21 protein-coding genes are annotated in these 24,203 nt (G+C 63.6%); 8 read left to right on the top strand and 13 right to left on the bottom strand.

Features of this window, described 5'->3' with window-relative positions:
• Positions 1 to 111: 111 nt before the first annotated feature.
• The 8 genes from ACTHJ1_RS03690 to ACTHJ1_RS03655 all read right to left on the bottom strand — a co-directional run bounded on the left by ACTHJ1_RS03690 (position 112) and on the right by ACTHJ1_RS03655 (position 7,788).
• Positions 112 to 1,152, bottom strand: a complete 1,041-nt coding sequence (locus ACTHJ1_RS03690) for an aliphatic amidase (RefSeq protein ID WP_440187837.1) — start codon at positions 1,150 to 1,152, stop codon at positions 112 to 114.
• 29 nt (positions 1,153 to 1,181) lie between these two features.
• Complete coding sequence (locus tag ACTHJ1_RS03685) at positions 1,182 to 1,520, bottom strand: FmdB family zinc ribbon protein (RefSeq protein ID WP_440187834.1); 339 nt, start codon at positions 1,518 to 1,520, stop codon at positions 1,182 to 1,184.
• A 61-nt stretch (positions 1,521 to 1,581) separates the two neighbouring features.
• Complete coding sequence (gene fmdA / locus ACTHJ1_RS03680) at positions 1,582 to 2,808, bottom strand: formamidase (RefSeq protein ID WP_440187986.1); 1,227 nt, start codon at positions 2,806 to 2,808, stop codon at positions 1,582 to 1,584.
• Positions 2,809 to 2,859: 51 nt separating this feature from the next.
• Positions 2,860 to 3,549 carry an urea ABC transporter ATP-binding subunit UrtE gene (urtE, locus tag ACTHJ1_RS03675; protein WP_440187983.1) on the bottom strand — a complete coding sequence of 230 codons (690 nt, stop codon included), beginning with the start codon at positions 3,547 to 3,549 and terminating at the stop codon, positions 2,860 to 2,862.
• A 23-nt stretch (positions 3,550 to 3,572) separates the two neighbouring features.
• Entirely contained in the window at positions 3,573 to 4,322 is a 750-nt protein-coding gene (gene urtD, locus ACTHJ1_RS03670; RefSeq protein ID WP_440187831.1) for an urea ABC transporter ATP-binding protein UrtD, read from the bottom strand.
• Positions 4,323 to 4,348: 26 nt separating this feature from the next.
• Positions 4,349 to 5,470: an urea ABC transporter permease subunit UrtC gene (gene urtC / locus ACTHJ1_RS03665; protein WP_440187828.1), complete on the bottom strand. Its 1,122-nt coding sequence runs from the start codon at positions 5,468 to 5,470 to the stop codon at positions 4,349 to 4,351.
• A 16-nt stretch (positions 5,471 to 5,486) separates the two neighbouring features.
• Positions 5,487 to 6,410, bottom strand: coding sequence for an urea ABC transporter permease subunit UrtB (gene urtB, locus ACTHJ1_RS03660; protein ID WP_440187825.1), 924 nt, complete (start codon positions 6,408 to 6,410; stop codon positions 5,487 to 5,489).
• An 88-nt stretch (positions 6,411 to 6,498) separates the two neighbouring features.
• The gene (locus tag ACTHJ1_RS03655; protein ID WP_440187822.1) at positions 6,499 to 7,788 is read right to left on the bottom strand and encodes an urea ABC transporter substrate-binding protein; all 1,290 of its coding nucleotides are present in this window, start codon (positions 7,786 to 7,788) and stop codon (positions 6,499 to 6,501) included.
• A gap of 214 nt (positions 7,789 to 8,002) precedes the next feature.
• Between ACTHJ1_RS03655 and ACTHJ1_RS03650 the strand changes: the two genes are divergently transcribed.
• From ACTHJ1_RS03650 to ACTHJ1_RS03630, 5 genes are all read left to right on the top strand, one after another.
• On the top strand, positions 8,003 to 8,425 hold the full coding sequence (locus ACTHJ1_RS03650; RefSeq protein ID WP_440187819.1) for a DUF2946 domain-containing protein: 423 nt from the start codon (positions 8,003 to 8,005) through the stop codon (positions 8,423 to 8,425).
• Positions 8,426 to 8,569: 144 nt separating this feature from the next.
• Positions 8,570 to 9,082 carry a copper chaperone PCu(A)C gene (locus ACTHJ1_RS03645; protein ID WP_440187816.1) on the top strand — a complete coding sequence of 171 codons (513 nt, stop codon included), beginning with the start codon at positions 8,570 to 8,572 and terminating at the stop codon, positions 9,080 to 9,082.
• Positions 9,083 to 9,086: 4 nt separating this feature from the next.
• Entirely contained in the window at positions 9,087 to 10,502 is a 1,416-nt protein-coding gene (locus tag ACTHJ1_RS03640; RefSeq protein WP_440187813.1) for a c-type cytochrome, read from the top strand.
• Between the two features lie 4 nt (positions 10,503 to 10,506).
• On the top strand, positions 10,507 to 11,727 hold the full coding sequence (locus ACTHJ1_RS03635; protein ID WP_440187810.1) for a hypothetical protein: 1,221 nt from the start codon (positions 10,507 to 10,509) through the stop codon (positions 11,725 to 11,727).
• Positions 11,703 to 12,083, top strand: a complete 381-nt coding sequence (locus ACTHJ1_RS03630; protein WP_440187807.1) for a c-type cytochrome — start codon at positions 11,703 to 11,705, stop codon at positions 12,081 to 12,083. Before ACTHJ1_RS03635 ends, ACTHJ1_RS03630 begins: the two co-directional genes overlap by 25 nt.
• 42 nt (positions 12,084 to 12,125) lie before the next feature.
• Here the strand turns inward: ACTHJ1_RS03630 and ACTHJ1_RS03625 are convergent, their stop codons facing one another.
• Positions 12,126 to 13,289: an epoxide hydrolase family protein gene (locus tag ACTHJ1_RS03625; protein ID WP_440187804.1), complete on the bottom strand. Its 1,164-nt coding sequence runs from the start codon at positions 13,287 to 13,289 to the stop codon at positions 12,126 to 12,128.
• 137 nt (positions 13,290 to 13,426) lie between these two features.
• Here ACTHJ1_RS03625 and ACTHJ1_RS03620 point away from each other — a divergent pair, with 137 nt between their 5' ends.
• The 3 genes from ACTHJ1_RS03620 (at position 13,427) to ACTHJ1_RS03610 (ending at position 18,744) form a co-directional block, all read left to right on the top strand.
• Positions 13,427 to 15,139 carry an AMP-binding protein gene (locus ACTHJ1_RS03620; protein WP_440187801.1) on the top strand — a complete coding sequence of 571 codons (1,713 nt, stop codon included), beginning with the start codon at positions 13,427 to 13,429 and terminating at the stop codon, positions 15,137 to 15,139.
• A gap of 459 nt (positions 15,140 to 15,598) precedes the next feature.
• A complete protein-coding gene (locus ACTHJ1_RS03615) occupies positions 15,599 to 17,275 on the top strand; it encodes an NRAMP family divalent metal transporter (protein WP_440187798.1) in 1,677 nt (558 codons plus the stop codon).
• A gap of 17 nt (positions 17,276 to 17,292) precedes the next feature.
• A complete protein-coding gene (locus ACTHJ1_RS03610) occupies positions 17,293 to 18,744 on the top strand; it encodes a carbohydrate porin (protein ID WP_440187795.1) in 1,452 nt (483 codons plus the stop codon).
• Positions 18,745 to 18,756: 12 nt separating this feature from the next.
• Here the strand turns inward: ACTHJ1_RS03610 and ACTHJ1_RS03605 are convergent, their stop codons facing one another.
• The 4 genes from ACTHJ1_RS03605 to ACTHJ1_RS03590 form a co-directional block, all read right to left on the bottom strand.
• Entirely contained in the window at positions 18,757 to 20,313 is a 1,557-nt protein-coding gene (locus ACTHJ1_RS03605; protein ID WP_440187792.1) for an MFS transporter, read from the bottom strand.
• Complete coding sequence (locus tag ACTHJ1_RS03600; RefSeq protein ID WP_440187789.1) at positions 20,310 to 20,807, bottom strand: MerR family transcriptional regulator; 498 nt, start codon at positions 20,805 to 20,807, stop codon at positions 20,310 to 20,312. The genes ACTHJ1_RS03605 and ACTHJ1_RS03600 overlap by 4 nt, the downstream gene beginning before the upstream one ends.
• Before the next feature lie 77 nt (positions 20,808 to 20,884).
• On the bottom strand, positions 20,885 to 22,405 hold the full coding sequence (locus ACTHJ1_RS03595) for a sensor domain-containing diguanylate cyclase (protein WP_440187786.1): 1,521 nt from the start codon (positions 22,403 to 22,405) through the stop codon (positions 20,885 to 20,887).
• Between the two features lie 54 nt (positions 22,406 to 22,459).
• A complete protein-coding gene (locus tag ACTHJ1_RS03590; protein WP_440187783.1) occupies positions 22,460 to 24,160 on the bottom strand; it encodes a methyl-accepting chemotaxis protein in 1,701 nt (566 codons plus the stop codon).
• Positions 24,161 to 24,203 lie beyond the last annotated feature (43 nt).

Genomic DNA, 24,203 nt, shown 5'->3' with positions numbered 1-24,203 from the left:
TTGACTCGTGCGTATCGGAGCACCGAGGCCTTCAAATTCCGAAATGGCCGCCCGAGAGCATCATGCCGTCCGCCAACGCCAAGGCCTGTCGGTCAATGCGCACGGCGCCGATCATCGGTGCCCGACCGATTCCGGATTGGGAATGCCCGGAACCGGGCACTCCTCGGTGCCGACCATCGGGCGCGTCAACTGCTCCACCATCTTCTGCGTGCCGTCGGGGTCATTGACCCATTTGGCGTAGAAGTCGTACGGGCAGGCGGCCACGCCCTTGTCGCCCTCCTGGGAATTGATCTTGCCCGTGTAGCCGCGATGCAGCAGCTTGAACAGATGGTTCTCGGACTGACCGTTCTTGCGGGCATCGCGGATCAGGCTGGTGCTTAGCGCCGCATACTGGATGCCGTATTCTTCTTCGCCGCACTCGCCCAGCGTACGCCCGTCGAACCCGACGATGGCCGAATGCCCGAAGTAGGAATACACCCCATCGAAGCCGGCGGCATTCGCCACCGCAACGTACACATTGTTGGCCCATGCCATCGCCTTGGCCATGAGCACCTGCTGATCCTTGGCCGGATACATATAACCCTGGCAGCGCACGATGAGTTCCGCGCCCTTCATGGCGCAATCGCGCCAGATCTCAGGGTAGTTGCCGTCGTCGCAGATGATCAGGCTGATCTTCAGGCCCTTGGGGCCTTCGGAAACGTATGTGCAGTTGCCCGGATACCAGCCTTCGATAGGCACCCAAGGCATGATCTTGCGGTACTTCTGTACGATCTCGCCCTGGTCGTTCATCAGGATCAGCGTGTTGTAGGGCGCCTTGTGCGGATGCTCCTCATGCTGCTCGCCGGTAAGCGAGAAAACACCCCAGACTTTGGCCTTGCGGCAGGCCTGGGCGAAGATTTCCGTTTCCGCGCCGGGAACGGTGGATGCCGTGTCGTACATTTCCTGCGCGTCGTACATGATGCCGTGAGTGCTGTACTCGGGAAAGATCACCAGATCCATTCCCGGCAGGCCGATTTTCATGCCTTCGACCATCGAGGCGATCTTGCGCGCGTTCTCCAGCACCTCGGCCCGGGTGTGCAGACGCGGCATTTTGTAATTCACCACGGCCACGCCGACCGTGTCCTTGCTGCTCGAGATATCTCCGTGAAGCATGATGTGTCCTCGTTATGGCATGGCGCCGCTCAATGGCTGATCATCCAAGGCCGTTTGGTGGGAAAACCCTTGGAGCCGTCAGCGGCGCGCACCGTGGCTTTGCTGCCGCTGCCGCAACATCCGCAACCGGGCGGATGCCTGTAGGCCCGGTACTCGCCGCTGCTCATCGGCGAGTGCGCCGCGCGCTCGTTGGTCGCATGCGCCGTGCGCGAATTGCCGGACATCGTGGCCAGCGCCGGCGCCGACGCAATGACGCGGCGCGCCTGCCGACTGCACATCGGACAGCTGCAGCCCGCATCGCGCTGACCCGACGGGCGCTGCACGTCGAAAATGCCGCAGGTGTCGCACAGGTATTCATAGGTTGGCATGACGGTCTCCGGTGGGGATGGGCGCGTGCCATGCCGAGCAAGGCCCGCGCGTCATGGCGTTTCAGTCTTCGGACAGCGGCAGATCAATTCCGCCGGCGACGCGCTTGACGGGTCCGGCCGCGGTCGGATTGATGTCGAACTCGAAAATCTCGGTGGGCAGCCACAGCGTGGCGCACGCGTTCGGAATGTCCACCACGCCGCTGATGTGCCCCTGCACCGGCGCGGTGCCGAGAATGGAATAGGCCTGGGCGCCGGAATAGCCGAATGTCTTGAGATATTCGATGGCGTTCAGACAGGCCTGGCGATAGGCCACGTGCACGTCCAGATAGTGCTGCTGCCCTTGCTCGTCCACCGAGATGCCTTCGAAAATCAGGAAATCCTTGTAGTTCGGGATAATGGGGCTGGGCTTGAAGATCGGGTTCTTGATGCCGTACTTGGCCATGCCTCCCTTGATGAGGCTGACGCGCATGTGCACCCAGCCCGCCATTTCGATGGCACCGCAGAAAGTGATCTCGCCGTCACCTTGGCTGAAGTGCAGGTCGCCCACCGACAGCCCGGCGCCGTCCACATAGACCGGAAAGAAGACTTTCGAGCCGCGCGACAGGTCCTTGATGTCGCAGTTGCCGCCGTGCTCGCGCGGCGGCACGGTGCGCGCGCCTTCGGCTGCGGCCCTGTCACGCGCCTCGCCCGTGAGCTTGCCCATGTGCGCCGTCCTGGCAAACGGAGGATTGGCCAGGGGCGGCACCCGCTCGGGTTGCGTGGCAATGAAGTCCACCTCGCGCTTGTTCCACGTATCCAGCATGGCCTGGTCCGGCAGGCAACCGATCAGACCTGGGTGAATCAGACCGGCGAAGTTGACGCCCGGCACATGGCGGGAACTGGTGAACATGCCGTGAAAGTCCCAGATGGATTTCTGCGCCTTGGGAAAGTGATCGGTGAGAAAGCCGCCGCCGTTCTTCTTGCTGAAAAAGCCGTTGAAACCCCACAGGCTGTCGGGCTTGGCGCCGATGTCGAGCAGATCCACCACCAGCAGATCGCCGGGCTGCGCGCCTTCCACGCCGACAGGCCCCGACAGAAAATGCACCGTGCTCAGATCGATGTCGCGCACGTCGTCGGCGCTGTCGTCGTTCTTGATGTAGCCGCCGGTCCAATCGTAGGTCTCCAGGATGAAGTCGTCTCCAGGCTTGACCCAAGTGGCCATGGGAATGTCCGGATGCCAGCGGTTGTGGACCAGTTCATTCTCATAGGGCGATTGGGCCAGATCGACTTTGATGAGGGTATCGGTCATCATGAACTCCTTGTTGAATCGTTGGAAGCGCGTCGTCCGCAGGCGGCGCAGTTAAATCGACAGATATCGGCTGATGGTCGCTTCGTCCACGTTGGCCCGTATGTCCTCATAGGCGAAGCGGCCTTTGTCGATCACGAAGAAGCGGTCGGCAATGTCGAGCGTGAAACTGAGCACCTGTTCCGAGACCACGATGGTGAGCTTGCGCATATCGCGGATCTCTCTCAGGCTTTTGGCGATGTCCTTGATGATGGACGGCTGAATTCCTTCGGTTGGCTCGTCAAGCAGAAGCACCTTGGGATTCGTCGCCAGCGCACGGGCGATGGCCAACTGCTGCTGCTGCCCGCCCGACAGATTTCCGCCCTTGCGCCCGCGCATATCGAATAGCACCGGAAACAGGGCATAGAGTTCATCGGGCACCACGCCCCTGGCGCTGGGCGCGAGACCGGTCTGAATGTTCTCCAGCACCGTCATGTGCGAAAAGATCATGCGCCCCTGAGGTACGTAGGCGATGCCCTGCGCGACGCGCTGATAGGGTTCCATTCGGCCGAGCGCGGACCCATCCACCGAGACCTCGCCCCCGAAAGCGGGCAGGATGCCCATCAAGGTGCGAAACAGCGTGGACTTTCCCATGCCGTTGCGCCCCATGATGGCGACGATCTCCTGCTCGTCGATGTCGAAGCTCAGGTCGTGTATGACCTTGCTTTGTCCGTAGCCGGACGAGAGACCCTTGACGCTGAACATGGCTGCTGACATCACCGGCTCCCTCAATGGCCCAGGTAGACTTCGATCACTTTCGGGTTGCTCTGCACGGAGTCCATATCTCCTTCGGCCAGCATCTTTCCCTGGTGCAGTACCGTGACCTTGTGCGCTATGCGCTTGACGAACTCCATGTCGTGCTCGATCACGATCACCGAACGCCCCTTCGATATGCGCTTGAGCAGGTCGGCGGTCTTCTCGCGCTCGGATACGCTCATGCCTGCCACGGGCTCGTCGAGCATCAGCAGTTCCGGATCCTGGATCATCAGCATCCCGATCTCCAGCCACTGCTTCTGCCCATGGCTGAGCAGCCCCGCCTGCGTATGCAGATGGTCTGACAGGAAGATGGTGTCCAGCACTTCATGGATGCGATCGACGACGTCTGCGGTGCGTTCGAACAGCAACGACCCCATCACCCCGCGGCCACGCGGGAAAGAAATCTCCAGGTTCTCCATTACCGAAAGATTCTCGTAGATGGATGGGTTCTGGAATTTGCGCCCGACTCCGGCCTGCACGATTTTGTGTTCGGACAGGGCTGTCAGCTCCACACCGTTGAACCGGATGGTGCCGGCAGTGGCCTTGGTCTTGCCGCAGATCAGATCGAGCACGGTCGTTTTGCCCGCGCCGTTAGGTCCGATCACCGCACGCAGCTCGTTTTTCTGCACATAGAAATTCAGGTCGTCCACCGCCTTGAACCCGTCGAACGATACGGTCAGGTTCTCGATGGCGAGCGCAATTTCATAGGATGGAGTGGTCATGGCTCGGTGTCCTTCTGCGTGTTCGGCTAGACCTGCTGGTTTGCCGGCTTGCGGCCCGATATCGCGCCGAGCCTGCCGATGCGATTTTTGACATATGTGCCGTAAAGTCCGGCCAGACCGTTGGGGAAGAACATCACGACCCCGATGAAGAGCGCGCCCATCAGCAGCAGCCAGAGCGAAGGAAAGCTTTCCGAAAACGCCGTCTTGCCGTAATTGACCAGCAGCGTTCCGTACACCGCCCCCACGAGCGACACACGTCCGCCGATCGCCGCGAAGATCACCATCTCGATCGACGGCACGATGCCGATGAATGAGGGCGACATGAAGCCCACCTGCAGCGTGAACATCGCGCCGCCGATGGCCGAGACCACCGCGCCCAGGCAGAAAACGAATATCTTGAAGTTCGCCACGTCGTAGCCCGAAAAGCGCACGCGGTCCTCGCGATCGCGCATGGCCAGCAGCAGGCGTCCCAGTTTGGACGACAGCACATAGCGGCAGATCATGATGGCCGCAATCAGCAGCGCCCCATTCACGTAGTAGAGGATGTACTTGGCCGAATTGGTGTTGATGTTCCAGCCATGCATCGTCTTCAAGTCCGTGATGCCATTGATGCCGCCTGTCCACCCCTGCTGGCCGACCACCAGAATGGTCAGGATCGCGGCTATCGCCTGGGTGATGATCGAGAAGTACACCCCGCCCACGCGCCGCTTGAACATGGTCACGCCGACGAGGTAGGCAAATGCCGCGGGCACCACGACGACGGCGATCAGCGCAAAGGTCAGACTGTGAAACGGAACCCAGAAAAACGGCAGATGAGTCACCTGGTTCCAGTCCATGAAGTCGGGAATGCCCGGCGTGGTCTGATGGGCCGTGCTGACGGGATCGGAGGCCTCCAGCTTCAAAAACATGGCCATGCAGTAGCCGCCCAGGCCGAAGAACACGCCCTGCCCAAGGCTGAGCACGCCGCCGTAACCCCACACCATCACCAGGCTCACCGCGGCGAAGGCATAGGTCAGATATTTTCCAACCAGGTTCAGCCTGAAAATATCCAGGGCCGCCGGAAAGAGCGCGAAAATCAGTGCGGCAAGAATGAGCAGCTCGATGGATCCCGACCTGCCGCCGAGGAACTTGCTGTAGAAGGCTTGCATGGTTTTCCCCTTCGGCTTATTTGCGCACCCTGGCCGCGAACAGGCCTTCGGGACGAAGCATCAGAATGACGATGATTGCGAGCAGCGTGGTGACCTTGCCCATGGCATTGGTCATGAAAAACGTGAGAACCGACTGCACCTGCGCGATGGAGAATGCCGACGCCACGGTGCCCAGCAGGCTGGCTGCGCCGCCGAAGACGACCACCAGGAATGTGTCCACGATATAGAGCGAACCGCTGGTCGGGCCGGTGGAGGCAATGGTGGTGAAGGTCGCGCCGGCGATACCGGCGATACCGCAGCCGACGGCGAAGGTAATTCTGTCGACCTTCTTGGTATTGATTCCCACCGAGCCGGCCATCATCCGGTTCTGGGTGGTCGCACGCACATGCAGTCCCCAACTGGACCGATACAGGAAAAGCATCACCGCCCCGGTCACCAGGGCTGAAATGACCAGCACGAACAGACCGTTCAGAGGAATGTCGATGGTATCCGTGGCCTTCCAGGCCCCCATAAGCCAGCTCGGCAACGTGGCGCTCACTTCGCGCGCGCCGAAAATCGACCGAAACGCCTGCTGCATGATCAGGCTCAAACCCCAGGTCGCGAGCAGCGTATCCAGCGGCCGTTTGTACAAATGCCGTATCAGCAAAAACTCGATGGCGTAGCCGACTCCGAAGGCGACGAAGAACGACGCCGCGATCGCGAAGATGAAGTAGTACGGAACCAGCGACGGGAAATAGTTCGTGGCGACCTTGGACAGCACATAGATCGTATAGGCGCCGATGGTCATGAATTCGCCGTGCGCCATGTTGATCACGCCCATCTGGCCGAAGATGATCGCCAGCCCCAGTGCCATGAGAAGCAGGACGCTGAACAGGCTCAACCCGGAAAACCCCTGCATGACAAGGATCGACCACAAATCGGAAAGCGAATAGCCACCCATGAAAACGCTCCAATGCAGATTGAATCCACCGGATTGCCGTGCGAGCCCGGCGAGGCCTTGCGGCCTGCGCCAGGTAGACAAAATCCGATCAATAGCCCTTGGGGAACGGGTCGGGCATGATGTAGTCGGACGTATAGACAATGTCCGCCTGCCCATCGTTGCGCCACTTGCCGATGCGCAGTCGGGTCTTCAAGTGGTGATTGGGCTCGAGGTAGATCATGCCCTCCGGCGCGTCGTAGCTGATCTTGCCGCTCTGCTCGGCCGCCACCACCTTGTCCGTATCGAAGCTTCCCGCCATCTCGACCGCAGCCTTCCACAGCCAGGGTCCTTCGTAGGCCGCCTGCGTGACATCGCCGATGGGCGCGTCCGCTCCCGCCACCGCTTTGAACTGCTTGACGAATTCCTTGTTGCGCGGCGTATCCAGCGATTCGAAGTACTTCATCGCGGAATAGAAGCCCACGAGGTTTTCGCCGCCGATGCCTTTGGCCTCGTCTTCAGTGACCGAAACGGTGAGCAGATTATGGTTCTGTCCATTGATGCCGGCAGCCTTCAACTGCTTGAACCAGGAAACATTGGAACCGCCGACGACCGCGGCATAGATCACGTCAGGCTTCTTGAGCCGGATCTTGTTGATCGTGGAACCGAAATCGGTGCTGCCGAGCGCTGCGTATTCCTCCCCGACGACCTGACCATGCAGAACGCGGGTGATGTACTCGCGTGCCAGCTTCATGACGGTGCGCGGCCAGATGTAGTCCGAACCGATCAGATAGTAGGTTTTGGCCTTTTTGGTGTCGGCGAACCATTTCAAGCCGGCGAAGACCTGCTGGGTGGCCTCCTGGCCGGTGTAGACGACATTCTTGGATTGTTCCAGGCCTTCATAGAAGGTCGGGTAGTACAGCAGGCCATTGTCGCGTTCCAGCACCGGCAGCACGGCCTTGCGCGAGGCCGAGGTCCAGCAGCCGAAGATCGCGGCGACGTGGTTTTCCTCGAGAAGCTTCTTGGCTTTTTCGGCGAACGTCGGCCAGTCGGACGCGCCGTCTTCCTGGATGAACTTGATCTTTCTGCCGAGCACTCCGCCCATTGCGTTGATCTGATCGATGGCCAGCTTTTCCGCCTCGATCGATCCCGTTTCCGAAATGGCCATCGTGCCCGTCGATGAGTGCAAAATGCCGACGGTCACCTCGGAATCGGTCACGGCGAGTTTGGTGGTATTGACCTTTGCGGTCGGCGGAGTCTGGGCATACGCCACCCCGGCAGCGGCAAGCAGCGGCAGGCTGGCGAGGGCCGCCACGAGCCTGCGGCGCACGGGAAAATTCGGGCGGCCCGCGCCCACCGCACCTTGAACCACGACGCCTTTCGACAGTTTCTTGCTGGACATAAAAAATTCTCCCGGCTGATAAACGTTGGCCTTTGAAACTCCACGAGTCATGTGCCGATGCGGCGACATGGCTTGCAGTATCTGTTCGGCCTGCGTATGCGCAAATACGTTGTTTGACATACGCCCGTCCGGGATCGCACAGACTTCACCGCGGCGCCTTACCGGCCGAAAGCGGAGTCGGGCCGGCCATAGGCGCGCCTTATAATCCGCAGCCATGAACCCCTTGCTCCGTTCACGCCGCACGCGCAGCCGGACCGTATGGCTTGGCCTGGTGGCCATGTGCCTGGTGGTTTTCGCGCCGCTGATCAGCCAAACGCTGATGGCCGCGCGCATGGAGCAAGCGCGGCTGCAGGGCATCGAGCAGCAGCTCTGCTCGGCCGATGGGCAAGGCGCCGCGGCCGCCCCCCTTCATTCCGGCCACGCAGGCACACCCGACGGTTCGATGTCGGCGTGCGGCTACTGCAACTTCCTGGCCGGCCATGCGGCTTTGCCCGCCGTGCCGCCGAGCGCACTGGCGTTCATTCTCCTCGTGCTCGTCGCGGCAGTGGCCATGCCGCCGCTGCGGCATATCGCCTTCGGGATCTTCCCTTGCGGGCGCCCCCGAGCTCCGCCGCCTTTTTCTCGCTTGGCCGCGTAGATCGCCGCGCCTCCCCTGAGGCGCCCGGTTACGCCGCGCGTAGCGCCGGCACGCGGCCGGATTTACACCGAGTTCGAATACGTGCTCTAAAAGAGAGGCGCGCATCCGAGACACAGATCGATGAATTTGATTCAGGAGAAAGCGATGAAAGAAGCAATCATGTTGGCAAGCCTGCTTGTCCTGGCCCCCTTGGTGCATGCCCAGGGCATGGCCGGCATGTCCATGGGCGGCGCCAAGAGCGGCATGGCGACAGGTCACGGAACTACCGCCATGGCTCCCAAGAACATTTCGGTGCAGGACTGCTGGATCCGGCTGCTGCCCGGCGCAGCGCCGTCCGCCGGTTATTTCACGATCGAGAATTCGGGCGACCAGCCCGTCTCGCTCACGGGAGCGCACACGGATGCGTTCGGCATGGCAATGCTGCACGAGACCCACAAAGACAGCAAAGGCGTAATGGGCATGTCCGCCGTGCACGACGTGCCGGTGCCGGCCAAGGGGCGGCTCGCCTTCGCGCCGGGCGGCTATCACGTCATGCTGGAAAAGCCCGCCAGGCCGCTGCATATCGGCGACAAAGTCGCGTTGACGCTGGCCTTCGGTGGCGATCGGGCGCTGACGACCCAGTGCGAGGCGCGCTCGCCGGCCGGCACGGTGAAGTAACGCCATGCAGGCCATGGACCTGCTCGGCATGTATCCGACGTTCTATGTCCCGGGCATCGGCACCGGCTGGGTCATGGGAATCATCGGCGTCATCCACGTGGTGGCGTCCCATACCTCGGTCGGCGCGTCCTTCCTGTTCGCGCTGATCGAGACCCGCGCCTATCGCAGGAACGAGCCGCAGCTGATGGACTTCATCAAGCGCTACGGCCTGTTCCTGCTGATTTTTTCCTATGTCATCGGCTCGATCACCGGGCCCGGCATCTGGTATTCCATCACTGTGGCCAGCCCGCGCGGCGTGGGCGGCCTGATCCACAACTTCGTCTGGGTCTGGGCCGCCGAATGGGTGTTCTTCACGGTCGAGGTGATCGGCGTCTACGCCCTGGTGTATCTGATCGGCAAGGTGGACGCCAGGACGCATCTGAAAATCACCTGGTCGTTCGCGCTCGCGTCGTGGACCACCATGCTGCTCATCGTCGGCATTCTTTCGTTCATGATGGGGCCGGGAAGCGCCGCGTGGTATCGCACGGGTTCGGCCAGCGACGCTTTCTTCAGTTCCAATTGCTTTGCCCAGCTCGGCGTGCGCACCGGCCTGATGTTCGTGATGGCGAGCGTGGTCGGGTTGATCGTCGCCAGCCGACTGCCCGACGCGGACACGCGACGCGGCATGGTGCGTTTCCTGGCGCTCGTCGGGTTGGCCGGCGGCCTGTTCATGGCGCTGATGTCGCTGTTCTATGTCCGCACGCTGCCGCACAACGCCATCGTGCTGCTCGATTTCCGCCTGCTGCCCGACTACGCCAGGGATCTCGCGGCCGTGCTCGCCGTCGCGGCGCTGTGGCTGGTCTTTGCGTGGTGCAGGCCGGATCGCGTCTACACATCCCTGGCCGTGGCGCTGTTCGCCTTCGTCGCGGTCGCGGGGGTCTGGCCGGAAGAACGCATGCGCGAGTCGATGCGCAAGCCTTACGTCGCGGGGCGGTATATCTACGGCGATCAGGTCATTGCCCGGGACGTCCCCGGCAAAGGCATCAAGGAAGAAGTGGACCGGATCGCCCGGGACGGACTGCTCACGCTGCATCCGTTCGTCCCCGATCGCCTGCGCACGATCAACGACGGCAACCTCCTCGAAGCCGGGCAACTGCTGGCCAAGATGGCCTGCGCGAGCTGCCATGCGCTGGAACCCGGCGCGCCCCTGCGCGACCTGCCGGACGAATTCCACCGGGCCACCGACGAGGACTTGATCGCGGCCTATCTGCGCGGCCCGCTCAGGCACGGCACCCAGCCCTACATGCCGCGCATCGATCTGCCCGAAGACGAAATTCGGGCGCTTGCGCACTATCTGGCCGTGGACGACAGCGGCCGGGACGTGGACCGCCTGATCGCCCAGGAACGGCGCCATGCCCTCCTGGCGCGCGGAAAGGAGTAGACAGATGACCGATATCGGAACCGTCATGAATGCGATGCGCGACCCTGCCGGCGTACCGGGCAATCCCGTCCTGTTCCAGGTACTGATGGTCGTCACCTGGTCGCTGCACATCGCCTTCGTGAACCTGACGCTGGGCGCGTCGGGGCTGGCCATCTACGCCTTCCACAAGCGGAACCGGCCGCATTGGGCGCGCCTGTCCATTGCGCTGACGCAGGTCGCCAAGGTCGGCGTGTCGCTGCTCATCGTGCTGGGCGTGGCGCCGCTGCTGTTCACCCAGGTCATCTACGATCCGCAATGGTATGCGTCCAACGTGCTTTCCGGCCGATGGGCCATCGGGTTCATCCTCACGCTCATCGTGGCCTACTGCTGCTGGTTCGCCTTCTACTACGCGAACCGCGCGGGCGCGAAAAAGCATATCGGCCTGTATGCCTGGATCGCGTTCGCCCTGTTCTGCCTGGACGGCCTGATCATGCACGCGCTGTCATACCAGGAGCTTCTGCCCGGGCAATGGATGCACTGGTATGCCCCCGGCGGCGCGGTCGATACGCGCGGGGCCGCGCTGCACGCCATTCAATGGCCGCGCTACCTCTTCATCATGAGCCTGGGGCTGCCCGCCGTCGGCGTCTTCCTGATGGCCTATGCGCGCTACGTCGAGCCGCGCGAGGACCACGAGTCGTCCTATCGGGAATTTGCCCGGGCGCTGGGCAGGCGCCTGGCCTCGCACGGGTTCGCCATTGCCCTGGCGCCCATGCTGGCGTGGCAGTTCGTCCAGCCCGCCGCATCCGGGTTGGCCTGGCATCCGGTCGGCTGGGCCCTGGCCGCCGCGCTGCTCGCCATGAGTATCTGGACGGCCCGCCCGGGCGCCGCCGCGCGCGGCTATCTGCCCGCCGCGGCGGGCTTTGCCGTGCTGGGCCTGCTCGCCGTGTGGCGCGAGATCATCCGCGCGGTGTCTCTCAGGCGCTTCGGCTACGACATCGGCAATTACCCCGTGCATCCGGACTGGCCGTCCACCCTGCTGTTCTTCGCCACGCTCGTCGGCGTGGGCGGCTTGGTCGGCGGGTTCTATCTCGTCCTGCTTTACCGCGCCGGCCGCACCCAGGGACATTACACGGCCGATAAAACCGTCTCGCGCCTGGGCAGCGCGGCCATTGTCGTCCTGGGAATCTGGACGGCCGTTTTTTTCATCTATGGAATCGCCGTATGGGTCCGCAACAGCGCCGCCTAGCCTGGCATCAGTTCGTACAACATGCCACGTGCATGCTGCCCTTGCTGCTTTCCTCGCCCCTGGTCCATGCCCAGCCGGGCGGGACGCCCGTCGAAATCGCGGCAGGCAGGCAGCGGGCCGCCGTCTGCTTTGCCTGCCATAACGCGAACGGCATATCCCAGATGCCGGGCACGCCCAATCTGGCCGGCCAGGACCTCGGCTATCTGGAAAATGCCCTGCGGGACTATCGCGGCGGCCAGGACCGCAAGAATCCCGTCATGAACGCCATGGCCCAGCCCTTGTCGGATCAGGACATCACCGATATCGCTTCGTACTTCAGTTCGCTGCCCCGCTCGGGCGACGGCCGGCCGCGCTGATCCCGCCGGGCCACCCGATCCCGCGGCCCGGCGGCGCGCGAGTCAGGCATGCCGGCCGCGCAGCGGCCGGAAGAAGGCACGGATGTCCTGCGCCAGCAGTTCCGGCTGTTCCATGGCCGCGAAATGGCCGCCCCTGGGCATCTCGGTCCATCGCCGCACATCGAAGACGCGCTCGACCCACGAGCGCGGCGGCGTAGGCAGCTCGCGCGGAAACGCGGCTACGCCCAAGGCGGGCGCGACGCGTTCTCCCGCCTCGAAGACCAGCGGCTGTAGCCGGTTCTCTTTGTAGATGCGGAACGAGGCATCGAGCATGCGGCCGAACCAGTAAAGCGACACGTCGGTCAGCAATTCGTCCATCGGGAAGACGCGCTCGACGTCGCCGTCGCAGTCGCTCCACGCCCGGAATTTCTCGACGATCCAGGCGGCCAGCCCGATCGGCGAATCGGTCATCGCATAGGCCAGGGTCTGCGGCTTTGTGCCCTGCTCGGCGGCATAGGCGCCTTCCGCGCCCGCCCAGGCCGCCGCCGTGTCCAGGTATGCCTGCTCCTGCGCCGTCACCGGCGGCGAGCCGGGACCGAGCGGCGGCCGATAGCTGCCGGGGATGTAGTTGACGTGCGCCCCGATGATCTGCGCGGGAAAGCGGCAGGCGAGCCAGGCCGAGACACTCGCGCCGATATCCCCGCCTTGCGCGCCGAAGCGTTCATAGCCCAGCCCCTTCATCAGCCCGAGCCATAGCTCGGCGATATGCCGCGCCCCGACGCCCGGCCCTCCGGGCGGCGCGGAAAATCCGAAGCCGGGCAAGGACGGCACGACCACGTGGAAGGCATCGGCCGGGTCGCCGCCATGGGCCGCCGGATCGGCCAGCAGGGGGATGATGCGCTCCATCTCGATGAAAGAGCCGGGCCACCCGTGCGTGAGCACCAGCGGCATCGGCGCCGGCCCCCTGCCGGGCTGATGGATGAAATGGATATCGACCCCGCCGATGCCGGCCAGGTACTGCGGCAGGCGGTTCAGCCGCGCCTCCTGGGCGCGCCAATCGAAGCGCGTGGACCAATGCTCATGCAACCGCCGCATGAAGGCCAGGCTCGCGCCGTCGTCCCACCTCTGCTCATCCAGGGCAGCCGGCAGGCGCGTCGCGCGCAGGCGTCGCATCAGGTCCTCGATATCCTCGTGCGGAATGTCGATCTTGAACTTGCGCAGGTTCATGGTGCGTGGCGAATCCGTTTTGTGTTTTTTTGCATATCGGATGGGCTTTTTAATGCCTATCCTGTGTATAACCGAATACCTATACTCGCACGAAAATCGACAATGACAGGGCGCGCATCCGCACCCGGGAGACAACGATGACAAGCTTCACGCCTTCCGCGCAGGCTTTCCTCGACGCGCGCGAGTTTCTGCTGCGCCATCGCAGCGATTACGACCGCGCCTACCGCGAATTCTCGTGGCCCAAGGTCGACAATTTCAACTGGGCGCTGGACTACTTCGACGTCATGGCGCGGGGCAACGGCAACCCGGCGCTATGGATCGTCGACGATGCCGCGGGCGCCGGAACGACATACACCTTCGCGCAGATGGCAGAGCGTTCTTCCCGCATGGCCAACTTTCTGCGGGAACAGGGCGTCGGGCGCGGCGATCGCCTGCTGCTCATGCTGCCCAACCGGGTCGAACTGTGGGACGTGATGCTGGCCGCCATGAAACTGGGCGCCGTCGTGCTGCCCGCGACGACGCAACTGTCGCCCGACGACGTGCGCGAGCGGGTGGCAACGGGCGCGGTCGGTTTCGTCGTGGTCGACGCGGCCGAGCTCGGCAAATTCGATGCGCTGGACGCCGCGGTCAGGCGCATCGCGGTCGGCGCAAAGCCTGGTGCCGCGCAAGGCTGGATCGATCTGGGCCGCGCCTACGATGCGAGCGCTAGGTTCACGCCCGACGGCCCGACGAAAGCGACCGACACGCTGTTGCTGTACTTCACCTCGGGCACCACCTCCAAGCCCAAGCTCGTCGAGCATACACATGAGAGCTACCCGATCGGCCATCTCTCGACCATGTACTGGGTCGGGCTGCAGCCGGGCGACGTGCACTGGAACATCAGTTCGCCGGGTTGGGCCAAGCATGCGTGGAGCTGCTTCTTCGCGCCCTGGAACGCGCAGGCCTGCGTGTTCATCTACAACTATGCCCGTTTCGTGCCGAAAGACACGCTGGACGTGCTCGTGCGCTGCGAAGTCACCACGCTGTGCGCGCCGCCCACCGTCTGGCGCATGCTGGTGCAGGAGCCGCTGGCCTCGTACCCGGTAAAGCTGCGCGAACTTGTCGGCGCGGGCGAGCCGCTCAACCCCGAGATCATCGAACGCGTGCGGCAGGCATGGAACATCACGATCCGGGACGGCTACGGCCAGACCGAAACCACCTGCCAGATCGGCAACTCGCCGGGCCAGCCGGTCGTGGCCGGATCGATGGGCAGGCCGCTGCCCGGTTACCGCGTCGAACTCGTCGATGCCGACGATCATCCGACCGGCGAAGGCGAGATCGCCCTGCCCCTCTCCCATCGCCCGCTCGGCCTGATGACCGGCTATGCCAATAGCGCGCAAGGCACCGAGCACGCCATGCGCAATGGCTTTTATCACACGTCCGATGTCGCGCTGCGTCGCGACGACGGCTATCTCGTTTACGTCGGGCGTTCGGACGATGTGTTCAAGTCGTCCGACTACCGGCTCAGCCCCTTCGAGCTGGAAAGCGTGCTGATCGAACACGAGGCAATCGCGGAAGCGGCCGTCGTGCCCAGTCCCGATCCCTTGCGGCTATCGGTGCCCAAGGCATTCGTCATCGTACGCCAGGGCTACGAGATCGGCCCGGACCTCGCGCGCGAGGTGTTCCGCTTCTCGCGCGAAAAGCTCGCGCCGTACAAGCGGATCCGGCGGCTCCAATTCAGCGACCTGCCCAAGACCATCTCGGGCAAGATCCGCCGCGTCGAGCTGCGCCGCCAGGAGATGGAACGCGATCCAGGCGCGCAGCGGTTTGCCGACGAGTACTGGGAAGAAGACTTTCCCGAATTGCGCTGAGCCTGCCTGCGTACGCCGGGTGTGCTTAAAGCGCAACAAGCCCGGTACGCCCTTGTCGCGCAGGGTTGACCGCCTTCAGGCGCCAGGCATATCATTCGCCTCGTTTCAACAACGGGGTTGCCCCAATGGACTCTTGCCCTAGTCGATCTTCGATCTGAACAGCGGAACCTCCGCGGCACGAGTCTTTTCTCGAACCGCCGTTCCGCTGAAAAAGCGGGACGGTGCGTCAAATAAAGCAGAACGGGTTCTTCCCTTCCGCCCTTTATTCGCCCTTGCGGCGAATCGTCGATCACCTCCCATCGCCCTACCGGAAAGGTAGCGTCCGTATCGCCTGTGCGCGAACGCATGCCGCCTGCCGTGCGCGGTTCGCGGTCGTCGCGCCTTCACAGGCCGCCGCTACCCCGCGCACGCGCATTGACGTTGTACCGATGGCGGCCCGCGTCCGCCAGGGAGTTGCTCATGACCTACCAAAACGTTTCCACGCTTCAAGCCGTCGACGCCGCCAACGCCGGCGCCGTACTCGACAGCGCCCATCTCGGCGACATCCGCGGTGCCTTCGGCACGATTGCCCAGCACGACACCGCGCCGCGCACCTCCTTGTGGGCGCGGCTGCGCACTCTGCTCGTGATCCTGGGCCCTGGCCTCATCGTCATGGTCGGCGACAACGACGCCGGCGCTTTCGGCACGTATACCCAGGCGGGGCAGAACTACGGCACGTCCCTGCTGTGGACCATGCTGCTCCTGATCCCCGTGCTCTACGTCAACCAGGAGATGGTGCTGCGCCTGGGCGCCGTCACCGGCGTGGGCCACGCGCGCCTGATCTTCGAGCGCTTCGGCAAGTTCTGGGGCGCCTTCAGCGTCATCGACCTGTTCCTGCTCAATGCCTTGACCATCGTGACCGAGTTCATCGGCATCGTCTTCGTGCTCGACTACTTCGGAATCTCCAAGATCCTGGGCGTCTGCATCGCCGGCGTGCTGACGATGGCCGCGGTGAGCACCGGCAGTTTCCAGCGCTTCGAGCGTTTTGCGATTTTGCTGTGCCTGGGCAGTCTGCTGCTCGTTCCCGTGCTGGTGTCCATCCATCCTCCGGTCGGCCAGATCGCAAGGGACTTCTTCATCCCCGACTGGCCCAGGCAAGGCAAGCTGTCCGACGTCATGTTGCTGGTCATCGCCATCGTCGGCACGACCGTTGCGCCCTGGCAGCTGTTTTTCCAGCAAAGCTATGTCATCGACAAGCGCATCACGCCGCGTTTCATGAAGTACGAGAAGGTGGATCTGTGGATCGGCATCGCCTTCGTGGTGATCGGCGCCGTCGCCATGATCGCCTTCTGCGCCCAGCTGTTTGCCGGCAAGCCCGAGCTCGGCAATTTCACCGATGCCGGCGGCGTGATCGCCGCCCTGGAGAAGTACGCGGGCCACACGTCGGCCACCTTGTTCGCGATCGCCCTGTTCGACGCTGCCATCATCGGCGCGGCGGCCGTTTCGCTGTCCACCGCCTATGCAATGGGCGATGTGTTCAAGATCCGCCATTCCCTGCACCGCAGCGTCATCGATGCCAAGGGCTTTTATCTGGTCTATGCCTTGCTGATCGCCGCGGCGGGCGGCCTGGTCGTGTGCTCCAGCGATGCGTTCCTCGGCTTTCTGACCAATGCGGTGCAAGCCCTGGCGGGCGTGCTGCTGCCGAGCGCGACAGTGTTCCTGTTGTTGCTGTGCAATGACAAGGCCGTGCTGGGCCCCTGGAGCAACGGCAAGAAGCTCAACCTCTTCACGGGCGCGGTCGTCTGGGTGCTGGTCATGCTCTCGATCATCCTGACCATGGCCACGGTGTTCCCCAATCTGAGCGGCGCAGCAATTCTGGAAATACTCGGCGGCGGCACGGCCTTGGGCGTAATCGGCTACATCGCGACCAAACTGGTCGTGACGCCGCGCATGTCATGCGACCCTGCACAAGAGAGCCGGACGGCCGAACAAAAGACGGTCGAGAAAACCGACTGGCGCATGCCGCCTCTGGACCGACTGCCCGCGCAGGCGCTGTCGCTGCCCAACCGGGTGTGGATGGGCGTGCTGCGCAGCTACCTGGTCGTTGCCGTTGGAATGATCGCCTACAAGATCATCGTCGCCGCGCTGAGCACCTGACACGACGCGGGGTCGTCATGCAAAAGAACATAAAGCGCCGGCTGCGGGAGCACGGCGCGTGGCTCCCGTTCGCCCTGCCGCTGGCCCTGGGCATGGTGCCCATCGCCCAAGGGCAGTCGCAAGAGCTGGCTGCCCCGGCGCCCGCCGGCGCGCGGGATCAAGTCTCGACGGAATCGACCGATATCCGGAACCGCGCGAATCTGTTCGGCGACATGGGCGGGCTGCGTTCGTGGCTGGGCAATCGCGGCGCGACCTTGGGCTTACAGGAAACCAGCGAAACCCTGCGCAATTTTTCGGGCGGAACCCGCCGCGGCGGCGCCTATGACGGGCAGACACAGCTCACGATCGGAGTGGATACTGAGAAAGCCTTCGGCTTGCCCGGCGGCACGTTCAATGTATCGGCCCTGCAAATCCACGGCGCCAGTCTGTCCGCGCGCAACTTGCAGGTGCTGCAGTCCGCCTCGGGCGAGGAAGCCCGCGCGGGAACCCGCCTATGGGAGCTGTGGTACCAGCAGGCGATGCTCGACGGCAAGTTCGACGTGAAGGTCGGCAAGCAGAGCCTGGACCAGGAATTCATGGTCAGCCAATACGCGGCCACGTTCATGAACGCGACCTTCGGCTGGCCGGTGCTGCCCTCGGCCGACCTGCCCGCCGGCGGCCCGGCCTACCCGTTCGCTTCCCTGGGCATGCGCCTGCGCGCCAAGCCGGCCGACGGCATCACGGTGCTGGGCGGCGTTTTCGACGGCAACCCCGCGCACGGCTCAGGCGATCCGCAGCAGCTCAACGCGCACGGCACCCGCTTCACCATGCACGACGGGGCGCTCTTCATCGGCGAAGTGCAGTACGCGATCAGCCAGCCCGCCGCGGATGCCTCCAGCGCGCCCTCTCAGGGCTTGCCGGGCACCTACAAGCTGGGCTTCTGGTACAACACCAACCGCTTCGCCGACCCGTACTACGACAACACGGGCCTGTCGCTCGCGAATCCGGCCAGCACGGGCACCGCGGCCACGCATCGCGGCGACTACAGCCTCTATGCGGTGGCCGACCAGATGGTCTGGCGCTCGAGCGAGGACAGCGCGCGCGCCGTCGGCGTGTTCGCGCGCGTCATGGGCGCGCCCGGCGACCGCAACCCGGTCGCCTTCGGCTTGAACGCGGGCGTGACGCTCACCTCGCCCTTCAAGGGCCGCGACCACGACGTGGCCGGCCTGGCGGTGGGTTATGCGCACATCGGTTCGCGCGCGCAAAGCCTGGCGAGCAGCCAGGCGTTCTATACGCCGGGCTATCCGTCGCGCAGCGCCGAGACGGTGGTCGAGGCCACCTATCAGTACCAGGTAACGCCGTGGTGGCAGCTGCAGGCGGACCTGCAATATGTGTTCCGGCCTTCGGGCGGCATTCCCGATCCCGTCAACCCGTCGCAACGCATCGGCAACGAAGCCGTGGTCGGCCTGAGGACCGTGATCACGTTCTGAGGCCGGCGCCGCCTACTTGATCTGCCGCTGCGCCGCCGCGAGCACCGCGCCGATGAGCGCGATGACGATGACCACGCGAAAGCCGTCCTGGATGCTCATGAACTCGGCCTGGCGCAAAACCAGGCGGCCCACCTGCTCGGCGGCCAGGCCCTGCGCTTTGGCCGCCTCGTAGCCCAGGGATGAAAAGGCGCGGGTCATGGTCTCGAACGCGCCGCGAAAAACCGGGTTGCCCAGGTTGGCGTATTCGCTCAGCCTGGCCTGGTGCACGGCCAGGCGGTGCCGTTCGAGAATGATCACCATGGTGGTCGAAAACGAATACGACAGCTGCTTGACGATATTCTTGATGCGATAGCCGTGATTGAATTCGTCGGCGGCAAAGACCTGGTACGCCACGCTTGCAGTCGGCAAGGCGATGAAGATGAGCAGAAAGCTGCGCACGATGAGCGGCGGCAGAAGCCATCCCGTGCTTGCGTCCGGCGCCAGTGCGTCCATCCATAGGCCGATCACGACCGCCACGAGAAACCCGGGAACGATGAGCCACTTCTTGCTCTTGATCTTCCTGGCGAACTTGAAATAGAGGAGCGCCACGGCGATCGAGGCCATCGACGTGAACCCGACCAGTCTGCCCATGTTTTCCACGGGGTAGCCCAGGGCACCTTCGAGCATGCGCGCGATCAGATAGCTGATGACGTTGGAGAGCGCGTAATAAAAGGCATAGAGCACGATGCCCACGCGGAAGGATCTTTCGCGCAGCGCGTTCAACCGCACGAGCGGTTTGTCGTGATGCCACTGATGCCAGATCACCCAGCCCAGCGCCGCCAGCCCGACCAGGGTCAGGCCGATCAAAAGCAGCGACGTGCTGAAGAGTTCGAAACGGATCTGCTGGGCGACGATCTGCAAGGCGCAGAGTCCGCACGCCAGCACGATGTACGGCCACATGTGCGCTTGCGTACGGTGGTCGGGACGCAACTTGCCGACGTGCGGCGTGACGAGAAAGGCAAAGAGGGAGAAGGCCAGGCCGAGCACGCCCAACCCGACGAAAAGCGCACGCCAGTCGTAGTCCGCCACCAGATACCCGCCCGTCAGGGGCGCCAGAATGGTGGCGCCCAGAATCGTCAGCAGGAAGATGCGGATCGCGGGCGCGCGCTGCTGCGGCGTCAGGCAAAGCTGCAGCAGGATGCGGCAGGTGCCCAGCATGGGTCCGATGAAATAGCCCTGAAAGCCGCGCGCAACGGCCAGCTCGATGGACGAATTGCACATTGCGGCGCCGAACGAGCCGATGGCGAACATCAGGAGGCAGCCGCTGAGGTAGCGGCGATAGCCCAGCCGTTCCACCAGCCACTGCTGCTGGACGATGCCCAACACCGAGGTGGTGGCGTAGGCGGCGGCGGACCAGACCAGTTCGTCGCGGGTCGCGTCGATGCCGCCGGCGATATAGCTCGTAAAAAACGAGAACATCGAATTGTCGAGATAGTCGATGCCCACGGCGAACGCGACCGCCCAGGGAAAGAGATCTTTGCGCACATGCCTGAGCGTCAGGGCATGCGCGCTGGGAGCGCGCAGATTCATTTCTTGCCGGTTTTGTGCGCTGCGCGCCGCTGCCGCGCGGCGAGCCTCTGGCCTGCCATGTCTTCGACCGGCGCGCCGGCGGCGCGCTGCTCCAGATAGTGCAGGTCGTCGCCGATTTCGGCGCGCAGGGCGCGGGCTTCGCTCAGCTCGCGCTGCACCTGGGCAATGCGCGCATCCAATTGGGCGATCTGCTCGCTCAGCGCATCCGCCATCTGCCGCAGTGATGTCTGCGAATACATTTTTCGGCCGGTGCTGGACAGTTCGACAGGCCGCTTGAGCATTTCTGCAATGCCGTGCAGCGAAAAACCGAGCGAACGCATGCGCATAATGCGTTCGAATTTTTCCAGGTCGGCCTCGCTGTAGAGTCGGTAGCGGCCTTCGGTGCGGGCCGGGGTCACCAGACCGAGCTCTTCGTAGTATTTGAGCGTTCTTGCCGTGGCGCCCAACCGCTGGGCGGCTTCGCGGATGGGGATAAGAGCGGCGTCAGTGGACATGAATTACTTTATTCAAACGTGTACGTTCACGTACATGTTTGAATGTTAGTGCTGCCGGCGAAAATGGTCAAGCTGTGTCAGATGGTATGCGCGGCGTGCTCGCCGGCCGCGACGACCCGGTTGCGCCCGGCCGATTTGGCGTCGTTCAGCGCCTGATCGGCGGCGCGCATGATGCAGGAGATCGTGCTGTCGCGCTCCGGCGCCCAGGCCGCCACGCCGATGCTCACGGTGACCCGTCCGTATGGGCTGCTCGCATGTTCGATGCCCAGTTCGCCGACTGCCTCGCGGATTTTCTCGGCCAGTGCCGTCGCGCCCAGGATCGAGGTTTCCGGCAACACGACCACGAACTCTTCGCCGCCGTAGCGAGCCGCGCAGTCTCCCGGCCTGCGGATGCTGCCCCCTATCGTCCTGGCCACGGCGGCCAGTGTGCGGTCTCCGGCCTGGTGTCCGTAGGTATCGTTGTACGGCTTGAACCAGTCGATGTCGATGAACAGCAGCGCAAGCACCATGTGCGAACGCCGCGCGCGAGCCCACTCCTGTTCGAGTGTTTCGTCGAGCATGCGGCGATTGGAGAGGCCCGTTAGACCGTCGGTCCGCGCCAGCAGCATCAGCTCCTGCTCCGTGCGCAGCCGACGCCGCAACTGAGTGCTCATCAGCATGGCCAGTACGACGAACCCTACGGCGAGCACAATCACCAACGCGCCGATCTGTATCGCATGACGGGACCATGCCGCGTAGATGTCCGGCTGCGCCTCGGCCACCATGATGACGAAGGGCAGATGCGCGAAGTTCTTGAAGTAGTAAAGCCGCCGCGTGCCGTCCAGCACCGACTCGTCGAAAAAAGTGCCTTCCGGCGCGGTCAGGAACTGCCTGAAGGTATGCGCCTGGCTCAGGTCGCGCCCGATGACGCTCGCGCTATAGGGCTGGCGCATATACATCGTGCCATCGCGGCCGATGAGGGCTATCGAGCCGAGCGGCCCGACTTTCAGGCGCGAAAAAAGCCGATGAAAATACGCCAGATCGATTCCCAGCGCCGCGACCCCCGCGAAAGACCCGTCGGGATTGGAGATGCGACGGCTCAGCACGACGTCTTCGGTGTGGCGAAAAACCGTCACGAAGGGCTTGCTGATGTACAGGCCCAGATTCGGGTTGTCGCGCTGCGCCGTGAAGTACTCGCGGTTTGCGAAGTTTCCCACCCTGGGCACTTCGCTGCTCGCGTCGATGATGACATTGCCCTGCGCATCGAGCACGATGATCGACCCCACGTAAGAGGCCTTGATGGCATGGCCGAACAGCACTTCGTGGCGCAGCTTCCAGGGCAGGCTCATGACATTGGGGTCGGCCAGCCCGTCGACCACAGCCTGCAACGAACCCGCATAGAGCTCGAAGTTTCTTTCTATGTCCTGTTCCGCGATGATTCCGAGGTTGCGCGACGATTCCCTGACCCGAACCACCGCGTCTTCCCGGGTCTGGAACAGCACGACGATGCTGGTCGTCACCAGCAGCAGGGCGATCACGCTTCCAGCGGCGACAATCACGTATGGCGACGTGAGGGTTCTATACCAGACCTTCAGCCAGAAACGACGCATCGCACCCATGTCCGTCCTCGACGCCCGGGGCCTGCGATGCTGCAAGACCCTCTGCGTTCATCGTCAAAAAGATTCCCAGGCCTGCTCCGGGCTCTCGGCCGCAACTGCTCGGGTAGCGGGCGCCGCCAACCGCTCGGGCGGTCTGGCCGCCGACACGTGAATGGGCCGCGACTGCGAGACGGCAATTTGCCGGGCCTGAGCGGCCGGCTGCGCGGCGGCGCCGGCGAACTTGAAATACGACACCGCATCTGTCAGTTCTTGCGCCTGCTCCTGCAGCGATTGCGCCGCCGCGGCCGCCTGCTCCACCAGCGCCGCGTTCTGCTGCGTCATCTGGTCCATCTGCGACACCGCCGTCCCGATCTGATCGATACCGCGGCTCTGCTCGTCCGACGCATTGGAGATTTCTGCGACGATCTGCGACACGTTGCGGATGGACTGCCGGACTTCGCCCATCGTCGTCCCCACCTGCGAAGCCTGCTTCGCGCTGTTCTCGATCAAGATTACCGACGAACCGATCAGGTCCTTGATCTCCTTGGCCGCCGATGCCGAGCGCTGCGCCAGCGTGCGCACCTCGCTGGCCACCACCGCGAAGCCGCGGCCCTGTTCACCCGCGCGCGCCGCTTCCACCGCTGCGTTCAGCGCCAGGATGTTCGTCTGGAATGCAATCCCCTCGATCACGCCGGTGATGTCCGAAATGCGGGTCGAGCTATTGCTCACGGCCTCGATGGTGCCGACCATGGTCCGCACGGCCTCATCGCCCGTGTCCGCGAGACTCGCCGCATTGCCCGCCAGTTCATTGGCCTGGCGCGCGTTGTCCGCGTTCTGTTTCACCGTTTCGGTCAGCTGCGTCATGCTCGCTGCGGTCTGTTCGAGCGAAGCGGCCTGCTCTTCGGTGCGCGAGGACAGATCCATATTGCCGCTTGCGATCTGCGCCGACGCCGTCGATACCGATTCGGCCGAGATCTGGATGCGATGCACAGTCGAAGACAACTGCCCGTCCATGGTCTTGATCGCGCTCAACAGCCTGCCGAACTCTCCGCCGCCGGTGTTTCTCATATTGCTGCCCAGCCTGCCTTCGGCGATCTGCCTGGCCAGGCGGATGGCGCGGTCCAGCGGACGCGTGACCGCGCGCAGCAACCAATAACCCGAGACGAAAGCGATGAGCAAACCTGCGGCGACCAGCGCGGCAGCAACGAGCCGCACATTGCGGTATGCCGCTGCGCTCTGGTCGATCGAGGCCAACCCCTGCTGGCGACTGATATCGATATCATTGGCGATATCGCCGGCGAGCGCGGCCGTAGCGGGGTAATCCTGGTTCTCTCGTTGAAGCGCCGAGTTGCGCATGCTCGCCTTGGCGGCCGTCACGATGGCGTCCGTGGAGGCGTCGAACAACGGCATCTCTTTGTTGATCTTGTCGGCGACGGCGCGTTCGGGGCCGTCCGCGACGCGGGCGGGGTAGTAGTCGTGCCAGGCCTTATGCATGGACTCCCCGGCCTTCTTGATGGCGGCGGTGGCCTGCAAGGTCACGTCCGGATCGTCCTGCAGCAGCATGCGCTGGTACTGCAGGCGCATCTCCAGCTGCGAGGCCCGCACCTCGTTCAGATCGATGATGGGTATCGTCGTGCCCGAATACATGTGCGTGACGAGCGCGTTGATCCTCGAGAGTCCGACTCCGCCGAACCCGCCGATGGCGGCCATGAGAATGATGCAGAGGGTCAGGGTCAAGGTGATCTTGAACCGTACCGTTTGAGCCATGCCTTGCATTGCTGCCGCTCCTGGAAAATGACCAGCCGAAGCTGGTCGTGGA

Origin of the sequence: Bordetella sp. (genome assembly GCF_051960075.1) — a bacterium.
Classification (GTDB): Bacteria; Pseudomonadota; Gammaproteobacteria; order Burkholderiales; family Burkholderiaceae_B; genus Bordetella.
Note: the sequence above shows the minus strand (reverse complement) of the source record. Positions and strands in the feature narration are given on the sequence as shown.

Excerpts from the sequence above, each read along its gene's own strand:
- ACTHJ1_RS03640 (WP_440187813.1), top strand. The coding sequence starts at position 9,087 with ATGCAGGCCATGGACCTGCTCGGCATGTATCCGACGTTCTATGTCCCG.
- ACTHJ1_RS03650 (WP_440187819.1), top strand. The coding sequence starts at position 8,003 with ATGAACCCCTTGCTCCGTTCACGCCGCACGCGCAGCCGGACCGTATGG.
- ACTHJ1_RS03595 (WP_440187786.1), bottom strand. The coding sequence starts at position 22,405 with ATGGGTGCGATGCGTCGTTTCTGGCTGAAGGTCTGGTATAGAACCCTC.
- urtB (WP_440187825.1), bottom strand. The coding sequence starts at position 6,410 with ATGGGTGGCTATTCGCTTTCCGATTTGTGGTCGATCCTTGTCATGCAG.
- ACTHJ1_RS03600 (WP_440187789.1), bottom strand. The coding sequence starts at position 20,807 with ATGTCCACTGACGCCGCTCTTATCCCCATCCGCGAAGCCGCCCAGCGG.
- ACTHJ1_RS03615 (WP_440187798.1), top strand. The coding sequence starts at position 15,599 with ATGACCTACCAAAACGTTTCCACGCTTCAAGCCGTCGACGCCGCCAAC.
- urtD (WP_440187831.1), bottom strand. The coding sequence starts at position 4,322 with ATGACCACTCCATCCTATGAAATTGCGCTCGCCATCGAGAACCTGACC.
- ACTHJ1_RS03610 (WP_440187795.1), top strand. The coding sequence starts at position 17,293 with ATGCAAAAGAACATAAAGCGCCGGCTGCGGGAGCACGGCGCGTGGCTC.
- ACTHJ1_RS03690 (WP_440187837.1), bottom strand. The coding sequence starts at position 1,152 with ATGCTTCACGGAGATATCTCGAGCAGCAAGGACACGGTCGGCGTGGCC.
- ACTHJ1_RS03630 (WP_440187807.1), top strand. The coding sequence starts at position 11,703 with ATGGGTCCGCAACAGCGCCGCCTAGCCTGGCATCAGTTCGTACAACAT.
- ACTHJ1_RS03605 (WP_440187792.1), bottom strand. The coding sequence starts at position 20,313 with ATGAATCTGCGCGCTCCCAGCGCGCATGCCCTGACGCTCAGGCATGTG.
- ACTHJ1_RS03645 (WP_440187816.1), top strand. The coding sequence starts at position 8,570 with ATGAAAGAAGCAATCATGTTGGCAAGCCTGCTTGTCCTGGCCCCCTTG.
- ACTHJ1_RS03625 (WP_440187804.1), bottom strand. The coding sequence starts at position 13,289 with ATGAACCTGCGCAAGTTCAAGATCGACATTCCGCACGAGGATATCGAG.
- ACTHJ1_RS03590 (WP_440187783.1), bottom strand. The coding sequence starts at position 24,160 with ATGCAAGGCATGGCTCAAACGGTACGGTTCAAGATCACCTTGACCCTG.
- ACTHJ1_RS03620 (WP_440187801.1), top strand. The coding sequence starts at position 13,427 with ATGACAAGCTTCACGCCTTCCGCGCAGGCTTTCCTCGACGCGCGCGAG.
- ACTHJ1_RS03655 (WP_440187822.1), bottom strand. The coding sequence starts at position 7,788 with ATGTCCAGCAAGAAACTGTCGAAAGGCGTCGTGGTTCAAGGTGCGGTG.
- ACTHJ1_RS03635 (WP_440187810.1), top strand. The coding sequence starts at position 10,507 with ATGACCGATATCGGAACCGTCATGAATGCGATGCGCGACCCTGCCGGC.
- fmdA (WP_440187986.1), bottom strand. The coding sequence starts at position 2,808 with ATGACCGATACCCTCATCAAAGTCGATCTGGCCCAATCGCCCTATGAG.
- ACTHJ1_RS03685 (WP_440187834.1), bottom strand. The coding sequence starts at position 1,520 with ATGCCAACCTATGAATACCTGTGCGACACCTGCGGCATTTTCGACGTG.
- urtC (WP_440187828.1), bottom strand. The coding sequence starts at position 5,470 with ATGCAAGCCTTCTACAGCAAGTTCCTCGGCGGCAGGTCGGGATCCATC.
- urtE (WP_440187983.1), bottom strand. The coding sequence starts at position 3,549 with ATGTTCAGCGTCAAGGGTCTCTCGTCCGGCTACGGACAAAGCAAGGTC.